Origin of the sequence: Serratia sp. PF-27 (genome assembly GCF_030053255.1) — a bacterium.
Taxonomy (GTDB): domain Bacteria; phylum Pseudomonadota; class Gammaproteobacteria; order Enterobacterales; family Enterobacteriaceae; genus Serratia; species Serratia bockelmannii.
In genome coordinates, this window is record NZ_JASGBT010000019.1 from 211743 (window position 1) to 232752 (window position 21010).

Genomic DNA, 21010 nt, shown 5'->3' on the forward strand with positions numbered 1-21010 from the left:
CGGGTTTTTTTCTAAACACCGGGATAATCAGGCGAGACGTCTTGTACCTCTACATCGAGACATTGAAGCAGAGACTGGATGCGATCAATCAGCTACGCGTCGATCGCGCCCTAGCGGCTATGAAGCCCGCGTTTCAACGGGTATACAGTCTGCTGCCCACCTTACTGCACCACCACCACCCGCTGATGCCGGGTTACCTGAACGGTAACGTTCCCCATGGCATTTGCCTCTACACGCCTGATGAAACTCAACAAGATTACCTGAACGATTTAGAAGACAAATGGGGCAGCCCGTTTGACAAGCCGGCCAGCGGCGAGCTGCCGATCACCGGCGTCTACTCGATGGGCAGCACCTCGTCTATCGGCCAAAGCTGCAGCTCGGATCTCGACATCTGGGTCTGCCACCAGTCCTGGCTGGACAACGAAGAACGCACCCGTTTGCAGCAAAAATGCAGCCTGCTTGAGAAGTGGGCCGCCTCGATGGGGGTGGAGGTCAGCTTCTTCCTGATCGACGAAAACCGCTTCCGCCATAATGAAAGCGGCAGCCTGGGTGGCGAAGACTGCGGCTCGACGCAGCACATCCTGTTGCTCGATGAATTCTATCGCACCGCTGTGCGCCTGGCTGGCAAACGCATCCTGTGGAACATGGTACCGGGCGAAGAAGAAGCGCACTACGATGAATACGTGCTGTCGCTGTACGCGCAGGGTGCGCTGACGCCGAACGAGTGGCTGGATCTCGGTGGCCTGAGTTCGCTGTCGGCGGAAGAGTACTTCGGCGCCAGCCTGTGGCAGCTGTACAAGAGCATCGATTCGCCTTACAAGGCGGTGCTGAAGACCTTGCTGCTGGAAGCCTATTCCTGGGAATACCCCAATACCCAACTGCTGGCGACGGATATCAAACACCGGCTGCATCAGGGTGAGATCGTCAGCTTCGGGCTTGATGCCTACTGCATGATGCTTGAGCGCGTGACCCGCTACCTGACCGACATCAACGACACCACCCGCCTCGATCTGGCCCGCCGCTGTTTTTACCTGAAAGTATGTGAAAAGCTGTCGCTGGCCAAGGCCTGCGTCGGCTGGCGACGCGAGATCCTCAGCCAATTGGTCAGCGAGTGGGGCTGGAGCGAAGAGCGTCTGGCGATGCTGGATAACCGCGCCAACTGGAAAATCGAGCGGGTGCGCGAAGCGCATAACGAACTGCTCGATGCGATGATGCAAAGCTACCGCAACCTGATCCGTTTCGCTCGCCGCAACAACCTCAGCGTCAGCGCCAGCCCGCAGGATATCGGCGTGCTGACCCGCAAACTGTACGCGGCGTTCGAAGCGCTGCCCGGCAAGGTGACGCTGGTGAACCCGCAGATCTCACCGGACCTGTCGGAAAACGATTTAACCTTTATTCACGTGCCGGTTGGCCGCGCCAACCGCACCGGCTGGTACCTGTATAATCAGGCACCGGCTATGGATTCGATCGTCAGCCATCAGCCGCTGGAATATAACCGCTACCTGAACAAGCTGGTGGCCTGGGCCTATTTCAACGGCCTGCTAACGCCGCAGACCCGCCTGCACATCAAGAGCGGCAACCTGTGCGACACCGCCAAGCTGCAGGAGCTGGTGGCCGACGTTTCTCATCACTTCCCGCTGCGCCTGCCGGCGCCGACGCCGAAAGCGCTGTACAGCCCGTGCGAAATTCGCCATCTGGCCATCATCGTCAATCTGGAAAACGATCCGACCGCCGCCTTCCGCAATCAGGTGGTGCACTTCGATTTCCGCAAACTGGACGTGTTCAGCTTCGGCCAGCAGCAGCAGTGTTTGGTGGGCAGTATCGATCTGCTGTATCGCAACTCCTGGAACGAAGTGCGTACCCTGCATTTCAGCGGCGAGCAGTCGGTGCTGGAAGCGCTGAAGACCATTCTCGGCAAAATGCACCAGGACGCCGCGCCGCCGGAGTCGGTGGAAGTGTTCTGCTACAGCCAGCACCTGCGCGGCCTGATCCGCACCCGTATCCAGCAGCTGGTGTCGGAGTGCATCGAGCTGCGCCTGTCCAGTACCCGGCTGGAACCCGGCCGCTTCAAGGCGGTGCGCGTTGCCGGGCAGACTTGGGGGCTGTTCTTCGAGCGCCTGAGCGTGTCGGTGCAAAAGCTGGAGAATGCGGTGGAGTTTTACGGCGCCATCTCCAACAACAAGCTGCACGGCCTGTCTATCAAGGTGGAAACCGATCAGGTGCATCTGCCGCCGGTGGTGGACGGCTTCGCCAGCGAGGGGATCATCCAGTTCTTCTTCGAAGATACCTCAGACGACAAGGGCTTCAACATCTATATTCTGGATGAGTCGAATCGGGTTGAGGTATATCACCACTGCGAGGGCAGTAAAGAGGAGCTGGTGCGCGACGTCAGCCGCTTCTACTCCTCGTCGCACGATCGCTTCACCTACGGCTCCAGCTTCATCAACTTCAATCTGCCGCAGTTCTATCAGATCGTGCAACTCGACGGGCGCACGCAGGTGATCCCGTTCCGCAGCAACGTGCTGTCCAGCCTGTGCGTGACGGTGGCCGACGGCGCCGCTCAGCCGCTGAAACAGCAGTTCCAGCTGCATTGACGCCGCAAGGGCTCGGTTGCCGAGCCCTGCTTAGCCTCAGGAAAAATGCAGTTCCTCGCCGGCCTGCGCGCTGGCCGCTTCGCTGAGCAGCTGATAAAACGGCTGCCCGCTGCGATCGCATAGCCAAACGCCGTCGCGGTAGTTGAAGTGATAACCGCCGGCCTTGGTGGCGAGCCACACCTGGTGCAGCGGCTCCTGGCGGTTGATGACGATTTTGGTGCCGTTTTCGAAGCTCAGCGTCATTACGCCGCCATTGGTTTCGTAATCGATATCCGCATCGCCGTCAAAATCGTCCAGTGTCTCTTCAATATTCAGCATCAGCTGGTCGGCCAACTGGTGAAACTCACTGTCGTTCATATTCAATTCCTATTGCTTTTCATGATCCACCTGCGATTATAGAGACCTTGGACGCATGAATTACAGGCATTAATGCAAATGAAAAAACAACTACGCTATGCGCTGATGGCAGTTCTGGTTACCGGCCTCGCCGGCTGCGGTCTGAAAGGCCCGCTTTACTTCCCGCCTGCCGATCCCGCCAGCCAGAAACCGGCCAAGCCGCCGGTGCAAACGGGCGATCAGGTGCAAAAGAACCAGCAGGAGCAGTCTGGCTCTCAGCAAAAACCGTCGATGGTTGACCAGTAAACCCCGGTTTGCGGTAGCGAGCGCCACCGCAACATCAAGACGGATAGCGCGTCCAGATAGCGGAGTATGATATGCAGTTCTCCAAAATGCACGGTCTGGGCAACGACTTTATGGTGGTCGATGCCGTTACACAGAATGTCTATTTTTCACCTGAGCTGATCCGCCGGTTGGCCGATCGGCACCTGGGCGTCGGCTTTGACCAGATGCTGGTGGTAGAACCGCCTTACGATCCCGAACTGGATTTTCACTACCGAATTTTTAACGCCGACGGCAGCGAAGTGGCGCAGTGCGGCAACGGCGCGCGTTGCTTCGCGCGTTTCGTGCGGCTGAAAGGGCTGACCAACAAACGCGACATCCGTGTCAGCACCCAAACCGGGCGCATGGTGCTCAGCGTCACCGACGACGATCTGGTGTGCGTCAACATGGGCGAACCGAATTTCGACCCGCAGGCGGTGCCGTTCCGCGCCACTAAGGCTGAAAAGACCTACATCATGCGCGCGGCGGAACATACCGTGCTGTGCGGCGTGGTGTCGATGGGTAACCCGCATTGTGTTTTGCAGGTGGACGATGTCACAACTGCCAAGGTGGAGCTGCTTGGGCCGGTGCTGGAAGGGCATGAACGCTTCCCGGAACGGGCCAACATCGGCTTTATGCAGGTGGTGAGCCGCGATCACATCAAGCTGCGCGTTTATGAACGCGGCGCTGGTGAAACGCAGGCCTGCGGCAGCGGCGCCTGTGCGGCGGTGGCGGTAGGGATCCAACAGGAATTGCTGTCAGAAGAGGTGCATGTAGAACTGCCGGGCGGCAGCCTGCATATTCGCTGGAAAGGGCCGGGCAACCCGCTGTTTATGACCGGTCCGGCAACCCATGTCTATGACGGATTTATTCATCTATGAAAAGCGTAGAAGAACAGAGCGTCGCCGGCCTGGCGCTGGATGACGACACCGTGATGCAGTATCTGCTGCAGAACCCGGATTTCTTTATTCGCAACGCACGCCAGGTTGAGCAGATGCGCGTGCCGCACCCGGTACGCGGCACCGTTTCGCTGGTGGAATGGCATCTGGCCCGCCAGCGCAATCACATCGAACGGCTGGAAGAAGAGATCACGCTGTTGATGGAACAGGCCAGCGCCAACGAAGGGCTGTTCGCCCGGCTGCTGCACCTGCAGGCCGATTTGGCCACCGCCGACAGCCTGCAGGACATGCTCAATCGGCTGCAGCGCTGGGCGCGCGGCTTCGGTTTAGCCGGCGCCACGGTGCGCCTGTTCGCCGATCGCTGGAAGATCGGCGCACCTTCCGACTTCACCCACCTGGCGCTGACGCGTTCGGCGTTCGAGCCGTTCCGCATTCAGCGGCTGGGCAGCGAACAACATTACCTCGGTGGTCTGAACGGCCCCGAACTGCTGCTGCTGTTGCCGCAGGCCAAACAGATTGGCCAGATTGGCTCGGTGGCGCTGTCGATGCTGGGCGACGACGGTGAACTGGGCATGGTGATCTTCAGCAGCCGCGATACGCAACACTATCAGCAGGGCATGGGCACGGTGATGCTCAATCAACTGGCGCGCATGCTGCCGGAACTGCTGGAACGCTGGGTCGAACGCGCATGACGCCGATTGCGCCCAGCCTGCAGCAGCCGGTGGACGCGTTTCTGCGTTATCTCAAGGTAGAACGCCAACTCAGCCCGCTGACGCAGCTCAGCTATTCACGCCAGCTGGCGGCGCTGATGCGCCTGGCGCAGGAGATCGGCGTCACCGACTGGGTGGCGCTGGATGCCGCCCGGGTGCGCATGCTGGCGGCGCGCAGCAAACGCGCCGGCCTGCAGTCCGCCAGCCTGGCGCTGCGGCTTTCTTCGCTGCGCAGTTTCCTCGACTGGCTGGTCAGCCAGGGCGTATTGCACGCCAATCCCGCCAAGGGCATCCGCACGCCGCGCAGCGGCCGCCATCTGCCGAAAAACATCGACGTCGATGAAATGAACCAGCTGCTGGAGATCGATCTCAACGATCCGCTGGCGGTGCGCGATCGCGCCATGCTGGAGGTGATGTACGGCGCCGGCCTGCGCCTCTCCGAGCTGGTGGGGCTGGATTGCCGTCATGTCGATATGGCCGCCGGCGAGGTGTGGGTGATGGGGAAAGGCAGCAAAGAGCGCAAATTGCCGATCGGGCGCACCGCCGTCACCTGGCTGGAACACTGGCTGGCGATGCGCGATCTGTTCGGGCCGGAAGATGACGCGATGTTCCTGTCCAATCAGGGGCGACGCATCTCGACGCGCAACGTGCAAAAGCGCTTCGCCGAGTGGGGCGTGAAACAGGGCGTCAACAGCCATATTCACCCGCACAAGCTGCGCCACTCCTTCGCCACCCACATGCTGGAGTCCAGCGGCGATCTGCGCGCGGTGCAGGAACTGCTCGGCCACGCCAACCTGACCACCACGCAAATTTATACCCACCTCGACTTTCAACATCTGGCGAACGTGTACGATGCCGCGCATCCGCGTGCCAAACGGGGGAAATCCTGATGCATTTTTATCGCCCGCTGCGCCCGCTGGCGGCGCTGACTTTCGATCTGGACGACACGCTGTATGATAACCGTCCGGTGATCCGGCAAACCGAACAACAATCGGTGGCCTTCCTGCAGAGTTATCACCCCGGCCTGAGCAGCTTTCAGTCGGCGGATTTTCATCGCCTGCGTCAGGAGCTGCGCGAGCAGGAGCCGGAGATCTACCATGACGTCACCCAGTGGCGCTGGCGCGCCATTCATCTGGCGCTGAGCCGGCAGGGGCTGCGCGACGCCGAAGCGGCGATCGGGGCCGATGCGGCGATGCAGAACTTCGCGCTGTGGCGCAGCCGCATCGAGGTGCCGGAAGCGACCCACGCCACGCTGAAGGCGTTGGCCGCGCGCTACCCGCTGGTGGCGATCACCAACGGCAACGTCGATCCGTCGCTATGCGGCCTGGACGGTTATTTCCAGTTCGTGTTGCGCTCCGGGCCGGACGGGCGCGCCAAGCCGTACCAGGACATGTACCACCTGGCCGTTGAGCGGCTGGGCGTGGCGCCCGAGCAGATCCTGCACGTGGGCGACGATCTGACTACCGACGTCGCCGGCGCGCTGCGCGCGGGGCTGCAGGCCTGTTGGATCAACGATCGGCAACGCTGCCTGATGCAGGCTGCCGACAGCCGCTTGCTGCCGCATATTGAGATTTCGCAGTTGGCATCGCTGACAGCATTGTTATAATCCCTGCCAGAACTCTGTATAAATTTCCAGTGAAAAACCCGTCACCGGCGGGTTTTCCCTTAACCATTAGTGGTGCCTATGGACGTCTCCGATCTGCTCGACAGCCTGAATGAAAAACAACGTGAAGCCGTGGCGGCGCCGCGCAGCAACCTGTTGGTTCTGGCCGGGGCGGGCAGCGGCAAGACGCGGGTACTGGTGCATCGCATCGCCTGGCTGCTGTCGGTGGAGAACTGTTCGCCGTATTCGATCATGGCGGTGACCTTCACCAACAAGGCGGCGGCGGAAATGCGCCACCGTATCGAACATCTGATCGGCACCAGCCAGGGCGGCATGTGGATCGGCACCTTCCACGGCCTGGCGCATCGTCTGCTGCGCGCCCACCACCTGGAAGCCAACCTGCCGCAGGATTTCCAGATCCTCGACAGCGACGACCAGCTGCGGCTGCTCAAGCGCATCATCAAGGCGCTGAACGTCGACGAGAAGCAGTGGCCGCCGCGTCAGGCGATGTGGTACATCAACGGCAAGAAAGACGAGGGCCTGCGCCCGCAGCACGTCGAGACCTACAACAACCCGGTAGAGGCCACCTGGCTGCGCATCTATCAGGCCTATCAGGAAGCCTGCGATCGCGCCGGGCTGGTGGATTTCGCCGAGCTGCTGCTGCGCGCGCACGAGCTGTGGCTGAACAAGCCGCATATCCTCAACCACTACCGCGAACGTTTCACCAACGTGCTGGTGGACGAATTCCAGGATACCAACAGCATCCAGTACGCCTGGATCCGTCTGCTGGCGGGCGGCAACAGCAACGTGATGATCGTCGGCGACGATGACCAGTCGATCTACGGCTGGCGCGGCGCGCAGGTGGAAAACATTCAGCGCTTCCTGAAAGATTTCCCCGGCGCGGAAACCATCCGCCTGGAGCAGAACTACCGTTCCACCAGCAACATCCTGAAAGCGGCCAACACCCTGATCGCCAACAACGACGGGCGCATGGGCAAAAACCTGTGGACCGAAGGCGGCGAAGGTGAACCGATTTCCCTCTACTGCGCCTTCAACGAACTCGACGAAGCGCGCTTCGTGGTTAACCGCATCAAGACCTGGCAAGACAACGGCGGCGCGCTGAACGACTGCGCTATCCTGTACCGCAGCAACGCCCAGTCGCGCGTGCTGGAAGAGGCGCTGTTGCAGACGGCGATGCCGTACCGCATCTACGGTGGCCAGCGCTTCTTCGAACGCCAGGAAATCAAGGATGCGCTGGCTTACCTGCGCCTTATCTCCAACCGCAACGACGATGCGGCCTTCGAGCGCGTGGTCAACACCCCGACGCGCGGCATCGGCGATCGCACCCTCGACGTGGTGCGCCAGGCGGCGCGCGATCGCCAGCTGACGCTGTGGCAGGCGACGCGCGAGCTGATGCAGGACAAAGTGTTGGCCGGCCGCGCCGCGTCGGCGCTGCAGCGCTTCATCGAACTGGTGGAGTCGCTGGCGCATGAAACCGCCGACATGCCGCTGCACGTGCAGACCGACCGCGTGATCCGCGATTCTGGACTGTTCATCATGTATGAGCAGGAAAAGGGCGAGAAGGGGCAGGCGCGTATCGAAAACCTTGAGGAGCTGGTGACGGCGACGCGCCAGTTCAGTTATCAGGAAGAAGATCAGGATCTGATGCCGCTGCAGGCATTCCTGTCTCATGCGGCACTGGAAGCGGGCGAAGGCCAGGCCGACGCTTACCAGGATGCGGTGCAGCTGATGACCCTGCACTCGGCCAAGGGCCTGGAGTTCCCGCTGGTGTTTATCGTCGGCATGGAAGAAGGCATGTTCCCGAGCCAGATGTCGCTGGATGAAGGCGGCCGTCTGGAGGAGGAGCGTCGTCTGGCCTATGTGGGCGTAACGCGCGCCATGCAGAAGCTGACGTTGACCTACGCCGAAACGCGCCGTCTGTACGGCAAAGAGGTTTACCATCGGCCGTCGCGCTTTATCGGCGAGCTGCCGGAAGAGTGCGTGGAAGAAGTGCGCCTGCGCGCCAGCGTATCGCGCCCGGTCAATCACCGCCGCATGGGCACGCCGATCAGCGAGAACGATACCGGCTACAAGCTGGGCCAGCGCGTGCGCCATCCCAAGTTTGGCGAAGGCACCATCGTCAATCTGGAAGGCAGCGGCGAGCACAGCCGGTTGCAGATCGCTTTCCCGGGCGAGGGCATCAAGTGGTTGGTGGCGGCATACGCTCGCCTGGAAACGGTATAAAGCGAGGGGGAAGTTGCAGGGGCAGGCCCCTGCAATCGTTCATCATCAGTGAGGGTAGCGATCGCCGACCTGCGCGGTGGCATACCAGCGCATCACCGCTTCGGTGCCTTCGCCGCCTTCCTGCGGCGCCCACGGCATGCAGTCCTCTTCGGTCAGCGCCTGATACGGGCCCTGCTTCACTTCGAACACCACGCCGCCGGCATCGACCGACAGCACCGCATGCCAGGTAAATGCCGGCATCTCCAGCACTTTGGTTTCTTCGCCGAGCAGGGTGCGCTGCGTGACGACGCCGTCATCGTTGAACTGCAGCACCACAAAACGACCGCGCAGCGGCGTCAGCAGCTCCCAGGTTTGCGGGTGGCGATGCGGGCGGATATAGGTGCCGGGCTCCATGGCGATCGCCAGGCGTTGCACCGGGTCGCTCAACTCTTCGTGTAAGGTGCGGTGCGCGCGCAGGCGGGCCACGCTGGCGGCCTGTTCGCTCATCGCGGTCAGTTCATGGGCGGTAATCTGTTTCATCATTTAAATCCGCATGCTTGTCGTACCATTAGGGTGACGTCATCTTAACAACATTCTTGGTGGCGGTAAGCGATCGCCGCGACTTTTTCAGCACGGTTTAAGCGCCATTTTTACCATTGATCATCGTGATGATTTGTTGCGCAATTATCCCGCCTAACGTGTTGACAGGCTTTTTCCTCTCGGCGTAACATGCGCGCACTATTATCATTGAGGACAGACGCCTTGGACACACCCAGTAGATACTGGCTCACTGACCTGCGCCGCAGGTATAACTTCTAAGGCTCTCCGTTTTTGCTGATAGCCTTCGTGGTTGTCGGCGACCCCGCAAAGCGTCGCTATGAGTCAGATCTCTTCATGGTCTGAAACAATCGGTGATACGCATCCCCTCTGTTTCTGTGCTTCAACGCGTTGTCCGCACCCGTTACCTTCACGGAGTTTTGGCACATGCTGAGCGCTTTTAAATTAGATAACCGCCGCTTGTCCCGTCTGGAACTGGACGACTCGGATGATCTCACGTCATCGCTGTGGGTTGATCTGGTCGAGCCGGAAGAGGGCGAGCGTGAGCGCGTGCAGAATGAGCTGGGACAAAGCCTGGCGACGCGTCCCGAACTGGACGATATCGAAGCCTCCGCCCGTTTCTTCGAAGACGAAGACGGTCTGCATATCCACTCCTTCTTCTACTTCGAAGATGCGGAAGATCACGCCGGCAACTCCACGGTGGCGTTCACCATTCGCGACGGCCGCCTGTATACCCTGCGCGAGCGTGAACTGCCGGCGTTCCGCCTGTACCGCATGCGCGCCCGCAACCAGACCATGCTCGAAGGCAACGCCTACGAACTGCTGCTAGATTTGTTCGAAACCAAGATTGAACAGCTGGCGGACGAGATAGAGAACATCTACAGCGATCTGGAACAGCTCAGCCGGGTGATCATGGAAGGGCATCAGGGCGACGAATACGACGCCGCGCTGTCGACGCTGGCGGAGCTGGAAGATATCGGCTGGAAGGTGCGTTTGTGTCTGATGGATACCCAGCGCGCGCTCAACTTCCTGGTGCGCAAGGCGCGTTTGCCGACCGGCCAGCTGGAGCAGGCGCGTGAAGTGCTGCGCGACATCGAATCCCTGCTGCCGCACAACGAATCGCTGTTCCAGAAGGTGAACTTCCTGATGCAGGCGGCGATGGGCTTCATCAATATCGAACAGAACCGCATCATCAAGATCTTCTCGGTGGTGTCGGTGGTATTCCTGCCGCCTACGCTGGTGGCCTCCAGCTACGGCATGAACTTCGAATTCATGCCGGAACTGAAATGGTCGTTCGGCTACCCGGGCGCCATCACGCTGATGATCCTGGCCGGCCTGGCCCCTTACCTGTACTTCAAGCGCAAAAACTGGCTGTAACCCGGCGGCGCCGGGCTTAGCGCAGCTTGCGTTGGGTGTAGAGCGCGTCGAGGGTGAACAGGATCAGCGCCGCCCAGATAAAGCCGAAGGTCACCAGCTTGTCCTGGCCGATGGTCTCACCGTAGAAGGTGACCGCCAGCAGGAACATCAGCGTCGGGCCGAGATACTGGAAGAAACCGAGCGTCGACAGGCGCAGCCGGGTAGCCGCCGCGGTGAAGCACAGCAGCGGTACGGTGGTGACGATGCCGGCGGCGACCAGCAGCAGGTTCAGCGACCACGGGTTGGCGCTCAGGTGGCTGGTGGGGCTGTCGGCGAACAGGAACAGATAGGCGGCCGCCACCGGCAGCAGCCATAGCGTCTCAATCAGCATGCCGGTCTGGGCGTCGATGGCGATTTTCTTGCGCAGCAGGCCGTAGAAAGCGAAGCTGAACGCCAGCCCCAGACCGATGATCGGCAACGAGCCGAACTGCCAGAGCTGCACCAGTACCCCGGTGAATGCTAGCGCCACCGCCACCCACTGCATGCGACGAAAGCGCTCGCCGAGAAACAGCATCCCCAGCAGCACGTTAACCAGCGGGTTGATGAAGTAGCCCAGGCTGGCTTCCAGCATATGGTGATTGTTCACCGCCCAGATGAACAGCAGCCAGTTGCCGCCGATCAACAGCGCGGTGACCGCCAGCAGCAGCAGTCGTTTGCGGTTTTGGCAGGCGGCGCGCACTTTAGGCCAGTTGCGGCCCAGCGTGATCAGCGCCAGCATGAAGAAAAACGACCAGATGATCCGGTGGGTGAGGATCTCGTCCGCGGACACTTGCTGGATCAGTTTGAAATAGGCCGGGGCAATGCCCCACATAAAATAGGCGGCCAGGGCGAAGAAAATGCCCTGACGCGTTTGCTTTGCGTCCATGACGTCACTCTGGTGGGGAACTTAAGATGCGGTGAGTGTACTGAAGACGCTCACCGCACACAATCATCAGCCGACCAGATAGGTGGCGGTGGCGGTCGCGATATGCAGGCCGTCGTGGTTATGCAGTTCTACGCGCGCCACGGCGACCTTGTTGCCGCTGCGCAGCACGCTGGCGGAGGCGACGAAGTGCTCGCCGCGGCCGGGGCGCAGGTAGTCGACGCGCAGGTCGATGGTGCCCATGCGCGACAGTTTGGCGGCGATCTCTTCTTCGATCAGCGGCTCCAGGCGCGTCAGCACGCCGCCGGCGCAGGCCAATCCGGCGGCGACGTCAAGCACCGCGGCGATCACGCCGCCGTGCAGAATTTCCTGTGCGGCGTTGCCCACCAGCTTGCGCTGATTGGTGAAGCTCAGCTCGACGTAGTCATCGTCGAAGCGGCGCAGCTCCAGGCCAAGCTCGCGGTTGAACGGCATGTGGTAGACAAAGATTTCGCCGATCTTGCGGCGGGCGGTTTCCAGGGTCAATGGTGTGGTCGACATAGCGGGTTTCCGTTTTTCTTTTGCGTTTTAAGGGAGCTAACTGGTCAGTCCAGGTTAATGGAATGTTGATTTTATGCTTAACCTTTGTTGCTTTCCAGACTATTCCAATAAAACCGGCCTGCGCTGCGGTAAAACGCCCTTTGTGTGTAAAATGGCCTGATTTTTTCCGGGCTTGCCCTTTTTCGTTGGAGTGAGGAGAGGTTATGCGCATTTTGTCAGGGATCGTTTCCGCCACGCTGCTGATGCCGGCGCTGGCATTGGCTGAGGAAGCCAAAGAGCAGCAGATTCACGATAAGCCGGCGGTGCGGGGCAGCATTATCGCCAACCTGCTGCAGGAGCACGATAATCCGTTCACCCTGTATCCTTACGATCCCAATTACCTGCTGTACACCGACACCAGCGATATCAACAAAGAAGCCATCAAGACGTACAACTGGGCCGACAAGGCGCGCAAGGACGAGGTGAAATACCAACTTAGCCTGGCGTTTCCACTGTGGCGAGGCATTGCCGGCGACAACTCGGTGCTCGGCGCGTCTTATACTCAGCGCTCCTGGTGGCAATTGTCCAACCGCGGTGAGTCTTCACCGTTCCGCGAAACCAACTATGAGCCGCAGCTGTTCGTGGGGTGGGCGACCGATTACCGTTTTGCCGGTTGGACGCTGCGCGATGTTGAAATCGGCGTTAACCATCAGTCTAACGGCCGCTCGGATCCGACGTCGCGCAGCTGGAATCGCGGCTATGCGCGGCTGATGGCGCAAAACGGCAACTGGCAGGTGGATCTCAAGCCCTGGTTCCGCTTCTCGGAAAGCTCGAGCAACGACGACAACCCGGACATCACCAAATACATGGGATACTACCGGTTGAAGGTCGGTTACGCTTGGGGCGACAGCGTGTTCAGCGTCGACAGCCACTATAACTGGAACAGCGGCTACGGCGGCGCGGAGCTGGGCTGGAGCTATCCGATCACCCGCAACGTGCGTTTCTATACCCAGGTATTCAGCGGCTACGGCGAATCGCTGATCGACTATAACTTCCGGCAGACACGGGTGGGCGTTGGTGTCATGCTGAACGATATTATGTAATCATACCCGCTGGGTGTGTACCGATGAAAAAATGGGGAAGTGTGTGTCAACCGCAGCAGTGATTAACAGAGAGTTGCTGGCCGAGCAGGTATTGCGCGATACCTTTGGCTACCAGCAATTCCGTCCGGGGCAGCAAACGATTATCAACGCCGCGATCGGCGGGCAGGATTGCCTGGTGGTGATGCCGACCGGCGGCGGCAAGTCGTTGTGCTACCAAATCCCGGCGCTGGTGATGGACGGCCTGACGCTGGTCGTTTCCCCTCTGATCTCGCTGATGAAGGACCAGGTCGACCAACTGTTGGCCTACGGCGTTTCCGCCGCCTGCTATAACTCGACGCAAACCCGCGAGGAGCAGCTGGACGTCATGGCCGGTTGCCGCAATGGTAACATCAAGATGCTGTACATCGCGCCGGAACGGCTGATGATGGAAAGCTTCCTCAACCTGCTCGACCACTGCCCGCCGGCAATGCTGGCGGTGGATGAGGCGCACTGCATCTCGCAGTGGGGCCATGACTTCCGGCCGGAATATCGCGCGCTGGGCCAACTGAAACAGCGCTTCCCGTCGATGCCGGTGATCGCGTTGACCGCCACCGCCGACGAGTCCACCCGCGGCGATATCGTGCGCCTGCTGTCGCTGCAGGATCCGCTGGTGCAGGTCAGCAGCTTCGACCGGCCGAACATCCGTTACACGCTGGTGGAAAAATTCAAACCGCTCGACCAGCTGTGGCGCTTCGTGCAGGATCAGCGCGGCAAGAGCGGCATTATCTATTGCAACAGCCGCGCCAAGGTGGAAGACACCGCTGCGCGCTTGCAAAGCCGCGGGCTGAGCGTCGGTGCCTACCACGCCGGGCTGGACAACGATCGTCGCGCCCAGGTGCAGGAAGCGTTCCAGCGCGACGATCTGCAGGTGGTGGTGGCTACCGTCGCCTTCGGCATGGGCATCAACAAACCCAACGTGCGCTTCGTGGTGCATTTCGACATCCCGCGCAATATCGAATCCTATTATCAGGAGACCGGCCGAGCCGGGCGTGACGGCCTGCCGGCCGAAGCCATCCTGCTGTACGATCCGGCCGACATGGCCTGGCTGCGCCGCTGCCTGGAGGAGAAACCCGCCGGGCAGCAGCTGGACATCGAACGCCACAAGCTGAACGCCATGGGCGCGTTCGCCGAGGCGCAAACCTGCCGCCGCCTGGTGTTGCTCAACTACTTCGGCGAAGGCAAGCACGAGAACTGCGGCAACTGCGACATCTGCCTCGATCCGCCCAAGCGCTACGACGGGCTGGAGGACGCGCGCAAGGCGCTGTCCTGCGTGTACCGCGTCGGCCAGCGCTTTGGCCTCGGGTACATCGTGGAAGTGCTGCGCGGCTCCAACAACCAACGCATTCGTGAATACGGTCACGACAAGCTGCCGGTGTACGGCATCGGCCGCGATCAAACCACGGAGCACTGGACCAGCGTGCTGCGTCAGCTGATCCATCTGGGCTTTATCACCCAAAACATCGCCATGCACTCGGCGCTACAATTGACCGAGGCGGCGCGTCCGGTGTTGCGCGGCGAGGTGGCGCTGCAGCTGGCGGTGCCGCGTATTCAGAGCCTGAAGTCGCGCAGCAGCGCCAACCAGAAATCCTACGGCGGCAATTACGATCGCAAGCTGTTCGCCAAGCTGCGCAAACTGCGCAAATCGATCGCCGACGAAGAAAACATCCCGCCTTACGTGGTGTTCAACGACGCCACGCTGCTGGAAATGGCCGAACAGATGCCGATCAAGGCCGGCGATCTGCTGAGCGTCAACGGCGTCGGCCAGCGCAAACTAGAGCGTTTCGGCGCGCCCTTTATGGCGATGATCCGCGACCATCTCGACAATGATGAAGACTGAGGGCGATAAATCATGCTGATGCTGTTTCTCACCGTGGCGCTGGTGCATCTGATTGCGCTGATGAGCCCGGGGCCGGACTTCTTTTTCGTGTCGCAAACCGCCGCCAGCCGTTCGCGCCGTGAGGCGATGATGGGCGTGGTCGGCATTTCGCTCGGCATCGTGGTTTGGGCCGGCGTGGCGTTGATGGGGCTGCATCTGATCCTGCAGAAGATGGCCTGGCTGCATCAGGTCATCATGGTCGGCGGCGGCATTTACCTGTGCTGGATGGGGTGGCAACTGCTGCGTTCCGCGCGGGCGCAGCAAGCTGCTCCGGCGGCGGAGGCCCAGGTGGCGTTGCCGAAGGCCGGGCGCAGCTTTATTCGCGGCTTCCTGACCAACCTGTCCAACCCGAAAGCGGTGATCTATTTCGGCAGCGTGTTCTCGCTGTTCGTCGGTGACAGCGTCGGCGCCGGCGCGCGCTGGGGGCTGTTCTTGCTGATCGTCGCCGAGACCTTCGTCTGGTTCAGCCTGGTGGCGGTGGTGTTCGCGCTGCCGGCGATGCGCCGCGGCTATCAGCGGTTGGCCAAGTGGATCGACGGGGTGGCGGGCGTGCTGTTCACCGGCTTCGGGTTACACCTGATCTTTACCCGCTGACCGGCGGTGAGATGCCCAAGGCCGAGCAGCGATGCCCGGCCTTTTTTGTCAGGCTTTGCGGGCGGTCGCCAGCAGCCCCGCCACCAGAATGAACAGTGAACCGAACACCCGGTTAAGCAGCTGCATCTGGCGCGGCGTTTTCAGCCAGCCGGCGATGCGCGTCGCCAGGGTGGCGTAACCGATCATCACCAGAATATCCACCACCACGGTGGTGACGCCGAGCACCAGGTACTGCTCGGCCTGCGGTTGATTGGGCAAGATGAACTGCGGGAACAGCGCGGCGAGGAACACGATGCTTTTCGGGTTGGTCAGGTTGACCAGCACCGCGCGGCGGAACAGACGGCGGCGCGGCATGCTGCCCGCCAGCGCATGCAGATCCAGCGCGCCGGCGGCGCGCCATTGCTGGATGCCGAGCCACACCAGGTAGGCGGCGCCCAACCATTTCAGCAGTTCGAACGCCAGCAATGATTGAGAAATCAGCGCGCCGAGACCGATGCCCACCAGCACGATGTGCGCGCTCAACCCGACCTGCAGCCCGGCGATTGACGCGGCGGCGCCGCGATAGCCGTGGCTGATGCCGGTGCTCATGGTATTGATGGCGCCGGATCCAGGGGACAGGCTAAGGATAAGCGTGGTCAGCAGGTAGGTTAACCACCAGTCCAAGGTCATGGTTCTCGGCTCCCTGAAAGTGTCGTTTTGTGCCACAATGCGCCGAGGCGGCGCCGTTTTTTGTCAGAATTGAATCACAATACGCTAGTATGATTTCTTGTGCCAGCGGTCACATTTTTCCGCCGGCCCCACAGGGAAAACGCTCTCGATGACCTCGTTCACTCTCAGCTCCGATGACTGGTTAACGCGTGAAACGCAGTTCGCTGCCTTCGCCACCGGGCCGCTGCTGGATTTCTGGCGGCAGCGCGAAGAAGGCGAGTTCAGCGGCGTGGACGGCGTGCCGATCCGCTTTGTGCGTTTCAGTTCCGCGCGGCATCAGCGCGTGGTGGTGGTCAGCCCCGGCCGCATCGAAAGCTACGTGAAATACCCCGAGGTGGCCTACGATCTGTTCCACTGCGGTTACGACGTGGTGATCGTCGATCATCGCGGCCAAGGGCGTTCCGGGCGTTTACTGGCGGATACGCACCGTGGTCATGTGGTAAACTTCGCCGACTACGTGGACGATTTCGAGCAGCTTTGGCAGCGCGAAGTCGAGTCGCGCGGTTACCGGCAGCGCTTCGCGCTGGCGCATTCGATGGGCGGCGCGATCCTGGCGCAGTTCCTGCAACGCCGGCCGCAGGCGTTCGATGCGGCGGCGTTTTGCGCGCCGATGTTCGGCATCCAGTTGCCGATGCCGGGCTGGCTGGCCGACCGCATCCTCGACTGGGCGGAGACCCGTCCGGCGATCCGCGACTACTACGCGGTGGGCACCGGCCAGTGGCGGCCGCTGCCTTATGTGGTCAACGTGTTGACCCACAGCCGCGAACGCTACCGGCGTAGCCTGCGCTATTACGCCGATTACCCCGAGCTGCAGGTGGGCGGACCGACCTACCATTGGGTGCGGGAGAGCATCCGCGCCGGCCGGCAGATTATCGCGCAGGCCGGGGAGATAACAACGCCGCTGTTGCTTTTGCAAGCCGGTGAGGAACGGGTGGTTGACAACCGTTCGCACCAGGCTTTTTGTCAGGCTCTGTCAGACGCGGGGCGCCCTTGCGAAGGGGGGCTTCCGTGGGTTATCAACGGCGCACGCCATGAGATCCTGTTCGAGCGGGACGCGATGCGCGCCGAAGCACTGAACGCAATCCTGCGCTTCTTTGCTCAACACTTAGGTGGCGCGCTGCCGCCGACAACTCCATCAGAGGTTAGAACATAACGCTATGTATCACGTCGTCGCTTCCGATTTAGATGGCACGCTGCTGTCTCCCGACCATACCCTGTCGCCGTACGCCAAAGAAACGCTGAAGTTGCTGACCCAGCGCGGCGTGCATTTCGTGTTCGCCACCGGCCGCCACCACATCGACGTGGCGCAGATCCGCGACAGTCTGGAGATCAGCGCCTTTATGATCACCTCCAACGGCGCGCGGGTGCACAACACGGCCGGCGAGCTGATCTTCAGCCACAACCTGGACGAGGATATCGCCCGCGATCTGTACGGCATGCTGCACGACGATCCGGAGATAACCACCAACGTCTACCGTAACGATGACTGGTTCATCAACCGCGAAAGCCCGGAGCAGGAAGAGTTCTTCCAGGAGTCGGTATTCAAATATCAGCTGTTTGAGCCGGGCCTGCTGGAAACCGACGGCGTCTGCAAGGTTTACTTTACCTGTGAAGATCATGAGCGGTTGCTGCAGGTGGAAGACGCCATCAACGCGCGCTGGGGCGATCGGGTCAACGTCAGCTTCTCGTTCCCGACCTGTCTGGAAGTGATGGCGGGCGGCGTGTCGAAAGGGCATGCGCTGGAAGAAGTGGCCAAGATCATCGGCTATACGCTGCAAGAGTGCATCGCCTTCGGCGACGGTATGAACGATCTGGAGATGCTGTCGATGGCCGGCAAGGGCTGCATCATGCGCGACGCGCATCAGCGCCTGAAGGATATGCTGCCGGAGCTGGAAGTGATCGGCTCCAATGTCGATAACGCGGTGCCGCACTACCTGCGCAAGATGTTCCTCTGAAATAACCAGGCCGTTTCTCTGAAATAACAAGGGCGCCTTGCGGCGCCCTTGGCATTACTTGTGCTGGCCCTGCTTCTGCAGGAACTGCACGCCCTTGTCCGGGAAGTCGGTGAACACGCCGTCGACGCCGGCCTGGTTGTAAATCACGTCATACAGTTGGTTCACGTCGGTCACGTACTTCGGCAGCGCATCGGCGCGGATGGTGAACGGATGCACCGCCAGCTTGCTGGCGTGCGCTTCTTTCACCATGTCGGTCAGCACGATGTGGCCCGGCTTGGATTTATCCGCCACCACCAGCATGTGGTAGTCCGGCCCGATGCCGTCGGCATACTGAGCGATTTTCTTCATCGCGCCCGGTTTGAACATCCAGTCATAGTCGTATTCCACCCACTTGCCGTCGGCTTTCTGCTCGTAGGTTTCCTGCCAGTCGTTGTAGGCGATCAGCTGAACCAGCTTCAGATCCATGCCCAGCTTCGGCTCCAGCTCGTTCTTGATGCGTTTGAGTTCGTTGGCGTCGAAGCACTGCAGGTAGACGTTGTCGTTCTTGCCGGTGTAACCGTACTGCTTGAGCACCGCCAGCACTTTGCTGGAGATGTCTTTGCCTTCCTGCTTGTGGAACCAAGGCGCTTTGATTTCAGGATAGATGCCGATGTTTTTGCCGGTCGAATGGTTCAGACCCTGTACGAACTCGATCTCTTCCTGGAAGGTGTGGACGCGGAAGTCGGATTTGCCCATCGGGAAGCGGCCAGGGTAGCCCTGTACCTTCTTGCCGTTTTCGATGTCAAAGCCTTCGGTGAACTTCAGCGATTTGATCTCCGCCAGCGTAAAGTCGATGGCGTAATAACGGCCGTCTTTGCGTGCGCGGTTCGGGAAACGTTCGGCGACGTCGGTGACGCGATCGAGGTAATGGTCGTGCAGCACCACCAGCTCGTTGTCCTTGGTCATCACCAGATCTTGTTCGAGGTAATCGGCGCCCTGCGCGTAGGCCATTGCCTTCGCCGGCAGAGTGTGTTCCGGCAGGTAGCCGCTGGCGCCGCGGTGGGCGATCACCACTTTGTCCGCCGCCTGGGCGGTGCTGACCATTGAGGTGGCGAGAATGATCCCTGTCAGCAGGGCTTTGACTTGAGTCCGCATTCCGTTTTCTCCGTGTTGTTGGGGGCAGGGTAGTAAAAAGGCCGCAGGGCGGCCTTTAAATCATGCAAAAGTCGTGTGACGGTTAGCCGCGCTTGCCGGCAGCGATTTCCGCGTGGTGTTTCTTCTCGTTCAGCATGGTCAGCAGCAGCAGGATAACCGCCAGCACGCCGCCGCCGATCATCACCATGAAGCCGCCGTCCCAACCGAAGAAGTCTACGGTGTAACCGACGATGGCGCTGGCCGCAACCGAGCCGCCCAGGTAGCCGAACAGGCCGGTGAAGCCCGCGGCGGTGCCGGCGGCTTTCTTCGGCGCCAGCTCCAGCGCGTGCAGGCCGATCAGCATCACCGGGCCGTAGATCAGGAAGCCGATGACCAGCATACAGATCATGTCCACGGTCGGGTTACCGGCCGGGTTCATCCAGAACACCACGGTGGCGATGGTCACCAGCGTCATGAAGAACACGCCGGTGGCGCCGCGGTTGCCTTTGAACACTTTGTCCGACATCCAGCCGCACAGCAGGGTGCCCGGGATACCGGCGTATTCATACAGGAAGTAGGCCCAGGAAGACTTGTCCAGCGCGAAGTGCTTCACTTCTTTCAGGTAGGTCGGTGACCAGTCCAGAATGCCGTAACGCAGCAGGTAGACGAACACGTTGGCGACCGCGATGTACCACAACAGCTTGTTCGGCAGGATGTACTGCATGAAGATCTGCTTGGCGGTCAGCTCTTCTTCGTCTTTTTCGCTGTAGTCGTCCGGGTAGTCGTTTTTGTACTCTTCAATCGGCGGCAGGCCGCAGGATTGCGGGGTATCGCGCATCAGGGCGAAGGCGATCAGGGCCACCAGGATGGCGCCGAAGGCCGGCATGTACAGCGCCGCGTGCCAGTCGTTGAACCAGGCCATGCCCAGCAGGAACAGCAGCGGCGGCAGGCCGCCACCCACGTTGTGGGCGCAGTTCCAGATGGAGACGATGCCGCCGCGTTCTTTCTGCGACCACCAGTGCACCATGGTGCGGCCGCACGGCGGCCAACCCATGCCCTGGAACCAGCCGCACAGGAACAGCAGAACGAACATCACCGCGATGCTGGAAGTTGCCCACGGTACGAAGCCCATGAACAACATCACCGCCGCCGCCAGGATCAGGCCGGCAGGCAGGAATACTCGCGGGTTGGAACGGTCGGAAACCGAACCCATGATGAATTTGGAGAAGCCGTAGGCGATAGAGATGCCCGACAGCGCGAAGCCGAGGTCGCCGCGGCTGAAGCCTTGTTCGATCAGGTAAGGCATGGCCAGGGTGAAGTTCTTACGCACCAGATAGTAGGCGGCGTAACCGAAGAAGATCCCCAGGAAAATTTGCCAGCGCAGCTTACGGTAGAGCGGATCTACCTTATCGCTCGGCACACGGGCGATGTGTGCGGCTGGCTTAAAAATACTCAACATGAGCGCCTCCGATGGCTTTATCTGTTATCACATCAATATGACCTTTTACGTTCATTTGATGATTGAGCGGATATCGAATGTGGTGTTTTTGTGTTCCATAACGAGCGCCATTGTCATCAAAT

20 protein-coding genes are annotated in these 21010 nt (G+C 60.7%); 13 read left to right on the forward strand and 7 right to left on the reverse strand.

The features are described 5' to 3' along the window. Positions 1-41: 41 nt before the first annotated feature. Positions 42-2594 carry a class I adenylate cyclase gene (locus tag QMZ29_RS12585; RefSeq protein WP_019452546.1) on the forward strand — a complete coding sequence of 851 codons (2553 nt, stop codon included), beginning with the start codon at positions 42-44 and terminating at the stop codon, positions 2592-2594. Between the two features lie 36 nt (positions 2595-2630). On the opposite strand, the gene cyaY is transcribed toward QMZ29_RS12585, so the two are convergent. Next, complete coding sequence (cyaY, locus tag QMZ29_RS12590) at positions 2631-2951, reverse strand: iron donor protein CyaY (protein WP_004934237.1); 321 nt, start codon at positions 2949-2951, stop codon at positions 2631-2633. 78 nt (positions 2952-3029) lie between these two features. On the opposite strand from cyaY, the gene lptM reads away from it, so the two are divergent. From lptM to uvrD, 6 genes are all read left to right on the forward strand, one after another. Further along, the gene (lptM, locus tag QMZ29_RS12595) at positions 3030-3236 is read left to right on the forward strand and encodes an LPS translocon maturation chaperone LptM (RefSeq protein ID WP_004934241.1); all 207 of its coding nucleotides are present in this window, start codon (positions 3030-3032) and stop codon (positions 3234-3236) included. Positions 3237-3307: 71 nt separating this feature from the next. After that, a complete protein-coding gene (gene dapF / locus QMZ29_RS12600; RefSeq protein WP_025304871.1) occupies positions 3308-4132 on the forward strand; it encodes a diaminopimelate epimerase in 825 nt (274 codons plus the stop codon). Beyond that, positions 4129-4842 carry a DUF484 domain-containing protein gene (locus QMZ29_RS12605; protein WP_060434800.1) on the forward strand — a complete coding sequence of 238 codons (714 nt, stop codon included), beginning with the start codon at positions 4129-4131 and terminating at the stop codon, positions 4840-4842. Before dapF ends, QMZ29_RS12605 begins: the two co-directional genes overlap by 4 nt. After that, a complete protein-coding gene (gene xerC, locus QMZ29_RS12610; RefSeq protein ID WP_060434799.1) occupies positions 4839-5750 on the forward strand; it encodes a tyrosine recombinase XerC in 912 nt (303 codons plus the stop codon). Before QMZ29_RS12605 ends, xerC begins: the two co-directional genes overlap by 4 nt. Next, positions 5750-6466 carry a 5-amino-6-(5-phospho-D-ribitylamino)uracil phosphatase YigB gene (gene yigB / locus QMZ29_RS12615; protein ID WP_025304873.1) on the forward strand — a complete coding sequence of 239 codons (717 nt, stop codon included), beginning with the start codon at positions 5750-5752 and terminating at the stop codon, positions 6464-6466. Before xerC ends, yigB begins: the two co-directional genes overlap by 1 nt. A gap of 78 nt (positions 6467-6544) precedes the next feature. After that, positions 6545-8707, forward strand: a complete 2163-nt coding sequence (gene uvrD / locus QMZ29_RS12620) for a DNA helicase II (protein ID WP_025304874.1) — start codon at positions 6545-6547, stop codon at positions 8705-8707. Positions 8708-8752: 45 nt separating this feature from the next. Here the strand turns inward: uvrD and QMZ29_RS12625 are convergent, their stop codons facing one another. Next, on the reverse strand, positions 8753-9226 hold the full coding sequence (locus QMZ29_RS12625) for a WbuC family cupin fold metalloprotein (protein WP_004934257.1): 474 nt from the start codon (positions 9224-9226) through the stop codon (positions 8753-8755). A gap of 444 nt (positions 9227-9670) precedes the next feature. Here QMZ29_RS12625 and corA point away from each other — a divergent pair, with 444 nt between their 5' ends. Next, positions 9671-10621 carry a magnesium/cobalt transporter CorA gene (gene corA, locus QMZ29_RS12630; protein WP_004934262.1) on the forward strand — a complete coding sequence of 317 codons (951 nt, stop codon included), beginning with the start codon at positions 9671-9673 and terminating at the stop codon, positions 10619-10621. A 16-nt stretch (positions 10622-10637) separates the two neighbouring features. On the opposite strand, the gene rarD is transcribed toward corA, so the two are convergent. Both rarD and QMZ29_RS12640 read right to left on the reverse strand, forming a co-directional pair. Next, positions 10638-11525, reverse strand: a complete 888-nt coding sequence (rarD, locus tag QMZ29_RS12635) for an EamA family transporter RarD (RefSeq protein WP_025304876.1) — start codon at positions 11523-11525, stop codon at positions 10638-10640. A 66-nt stretch (positions 11526-11591) separates the two neighbouring features. Then, positions 11592-12062, reverse strand: a complete 471-nt coding sequence (locus QMZ29_RS12640; RefSeq protein ID WP_141971678.1) for a thioesterase family protein — start codon at positions 12060-12062, stop codon at positions 11592-11594. Positions 12063-12265: 203 nt separating this feature from the next. On the opposite strand from QMZ29_RS12640, the gene pldA reads away from it, so the two are divergent. The 3 genes from pldA to rhtC are packed head-to-tail and all read left to right on the forward strand — an operon-like array spanning position 12266 to position 15653. Further along, a complete protein-coding gene (gene pldA, locus QMZ29_RS12645) occupies positions 12266-13144 on the forward strand; it encodes a phospholipase A (protein ID WP_004934270.1) in 879 nt (292 codons plus the stop codon). A gap of 43 nt (positions 13145-13187) precedes the next feature. Further along, positions 13188-15020 carry an ATP-dependent DNA helicase RecQ gene (gene recQ, locus QMZ29_RS12650; protein WP_025304878.1) on the forward strand — a complete coding sequence of 611 codons (1833 nt, stop codon included), beginning with the start codon at positions 13188-13190 and terminating at the stop codon, positions 15018-15020. A 12-nt stretch (positions 15021-15032) separates the two neighbouring features. Next, the gene (gene rhtC, locus QMZ29_RS12655; protein WP_049203601.1) at positions 15033-15653 is read left to right on the forward strand and encodes a threonine export protein RhtC; all 621 of its coding nucleotides are present in this window, start codon (positions 15033-15035) and stop codon (positions 15651-15653) included. A 48-nt stretch (positions 15654-15701) separates the two neighbouring features. On the opposite strand, the gene rhtB is transcribed toward rhtC, so the two are convergent. Beyond that, the gene (rhtB, locus tag QMZ29_RS12660) at positions 15702-16322 is read right to left on the reverse strand and encodes a homoserine/homoserine lactone efflux protein (RefSeq protein ID WP_060434791.1); all 621 of its coding nucleotides are present in this window, start codon (positions 16320-16322) and stop codon (positions 15702-15704) included. 148 nt (positions 16323-16470) lie between these two features. Here rhtB and pldB point away from each other — a divergent pair, with 148 nt between their 5' ends. Further along, positions 16471-17514, forward strand: coding sequence for a lysophospholipase L2 (gene pldB / locus QMZ29_RS12665; RefSeq protein WP_043142212.1), 1044 nt, complete (start codon positions 16471-16473; stop codon positions 17512-17514). A 4-nt stretch (positions 17515-17518) separates the two neighbouring features. Continuing rightward, positions 17519-18316, forward strand: coding sequence for a sugar/pyridoxal phosphate phosphatase YigL (gene yigL / locus QMZ29_RS12670; protein ID WP_025304881.1), 798 nt, complete (start codon positions 17519-17521; stop codon positions 18314-18316). A 54-nt stretch (positions 18317-18370) separates the two neighbouring features. Here the strand turns inward: yigL and glpQ are convergent, their stop codons facing one another. Next, positions 18371-19450 carry a glycerophosphodiester phosphodiesterase gene (gene glpQ / locus QMZ29_RS12675; protein ID WP_261426218.1) on the reverse strand — a complete coding sequence of 360 codons (1080 nt, stop codon included), beginning with the start codon at positions 19448-19450 and terminating at the stop codon, positions 18371-18373. Between the two features lie 82 nt (positions 19451-19532). After that, on the reverse strand, positions 19533-20888 hold the full coding sequence (gene glpT / locus QMZ29_RS12680; protein ID WP_025304883.1) for a glycerol-3-phosphate transporter: 1356 nt from the start codon (positions 20886-20888) through the stop codon (positions 19533-19535). Between the last annotated feature and the right edge of the window lie 122 nt (positions 20889-21010).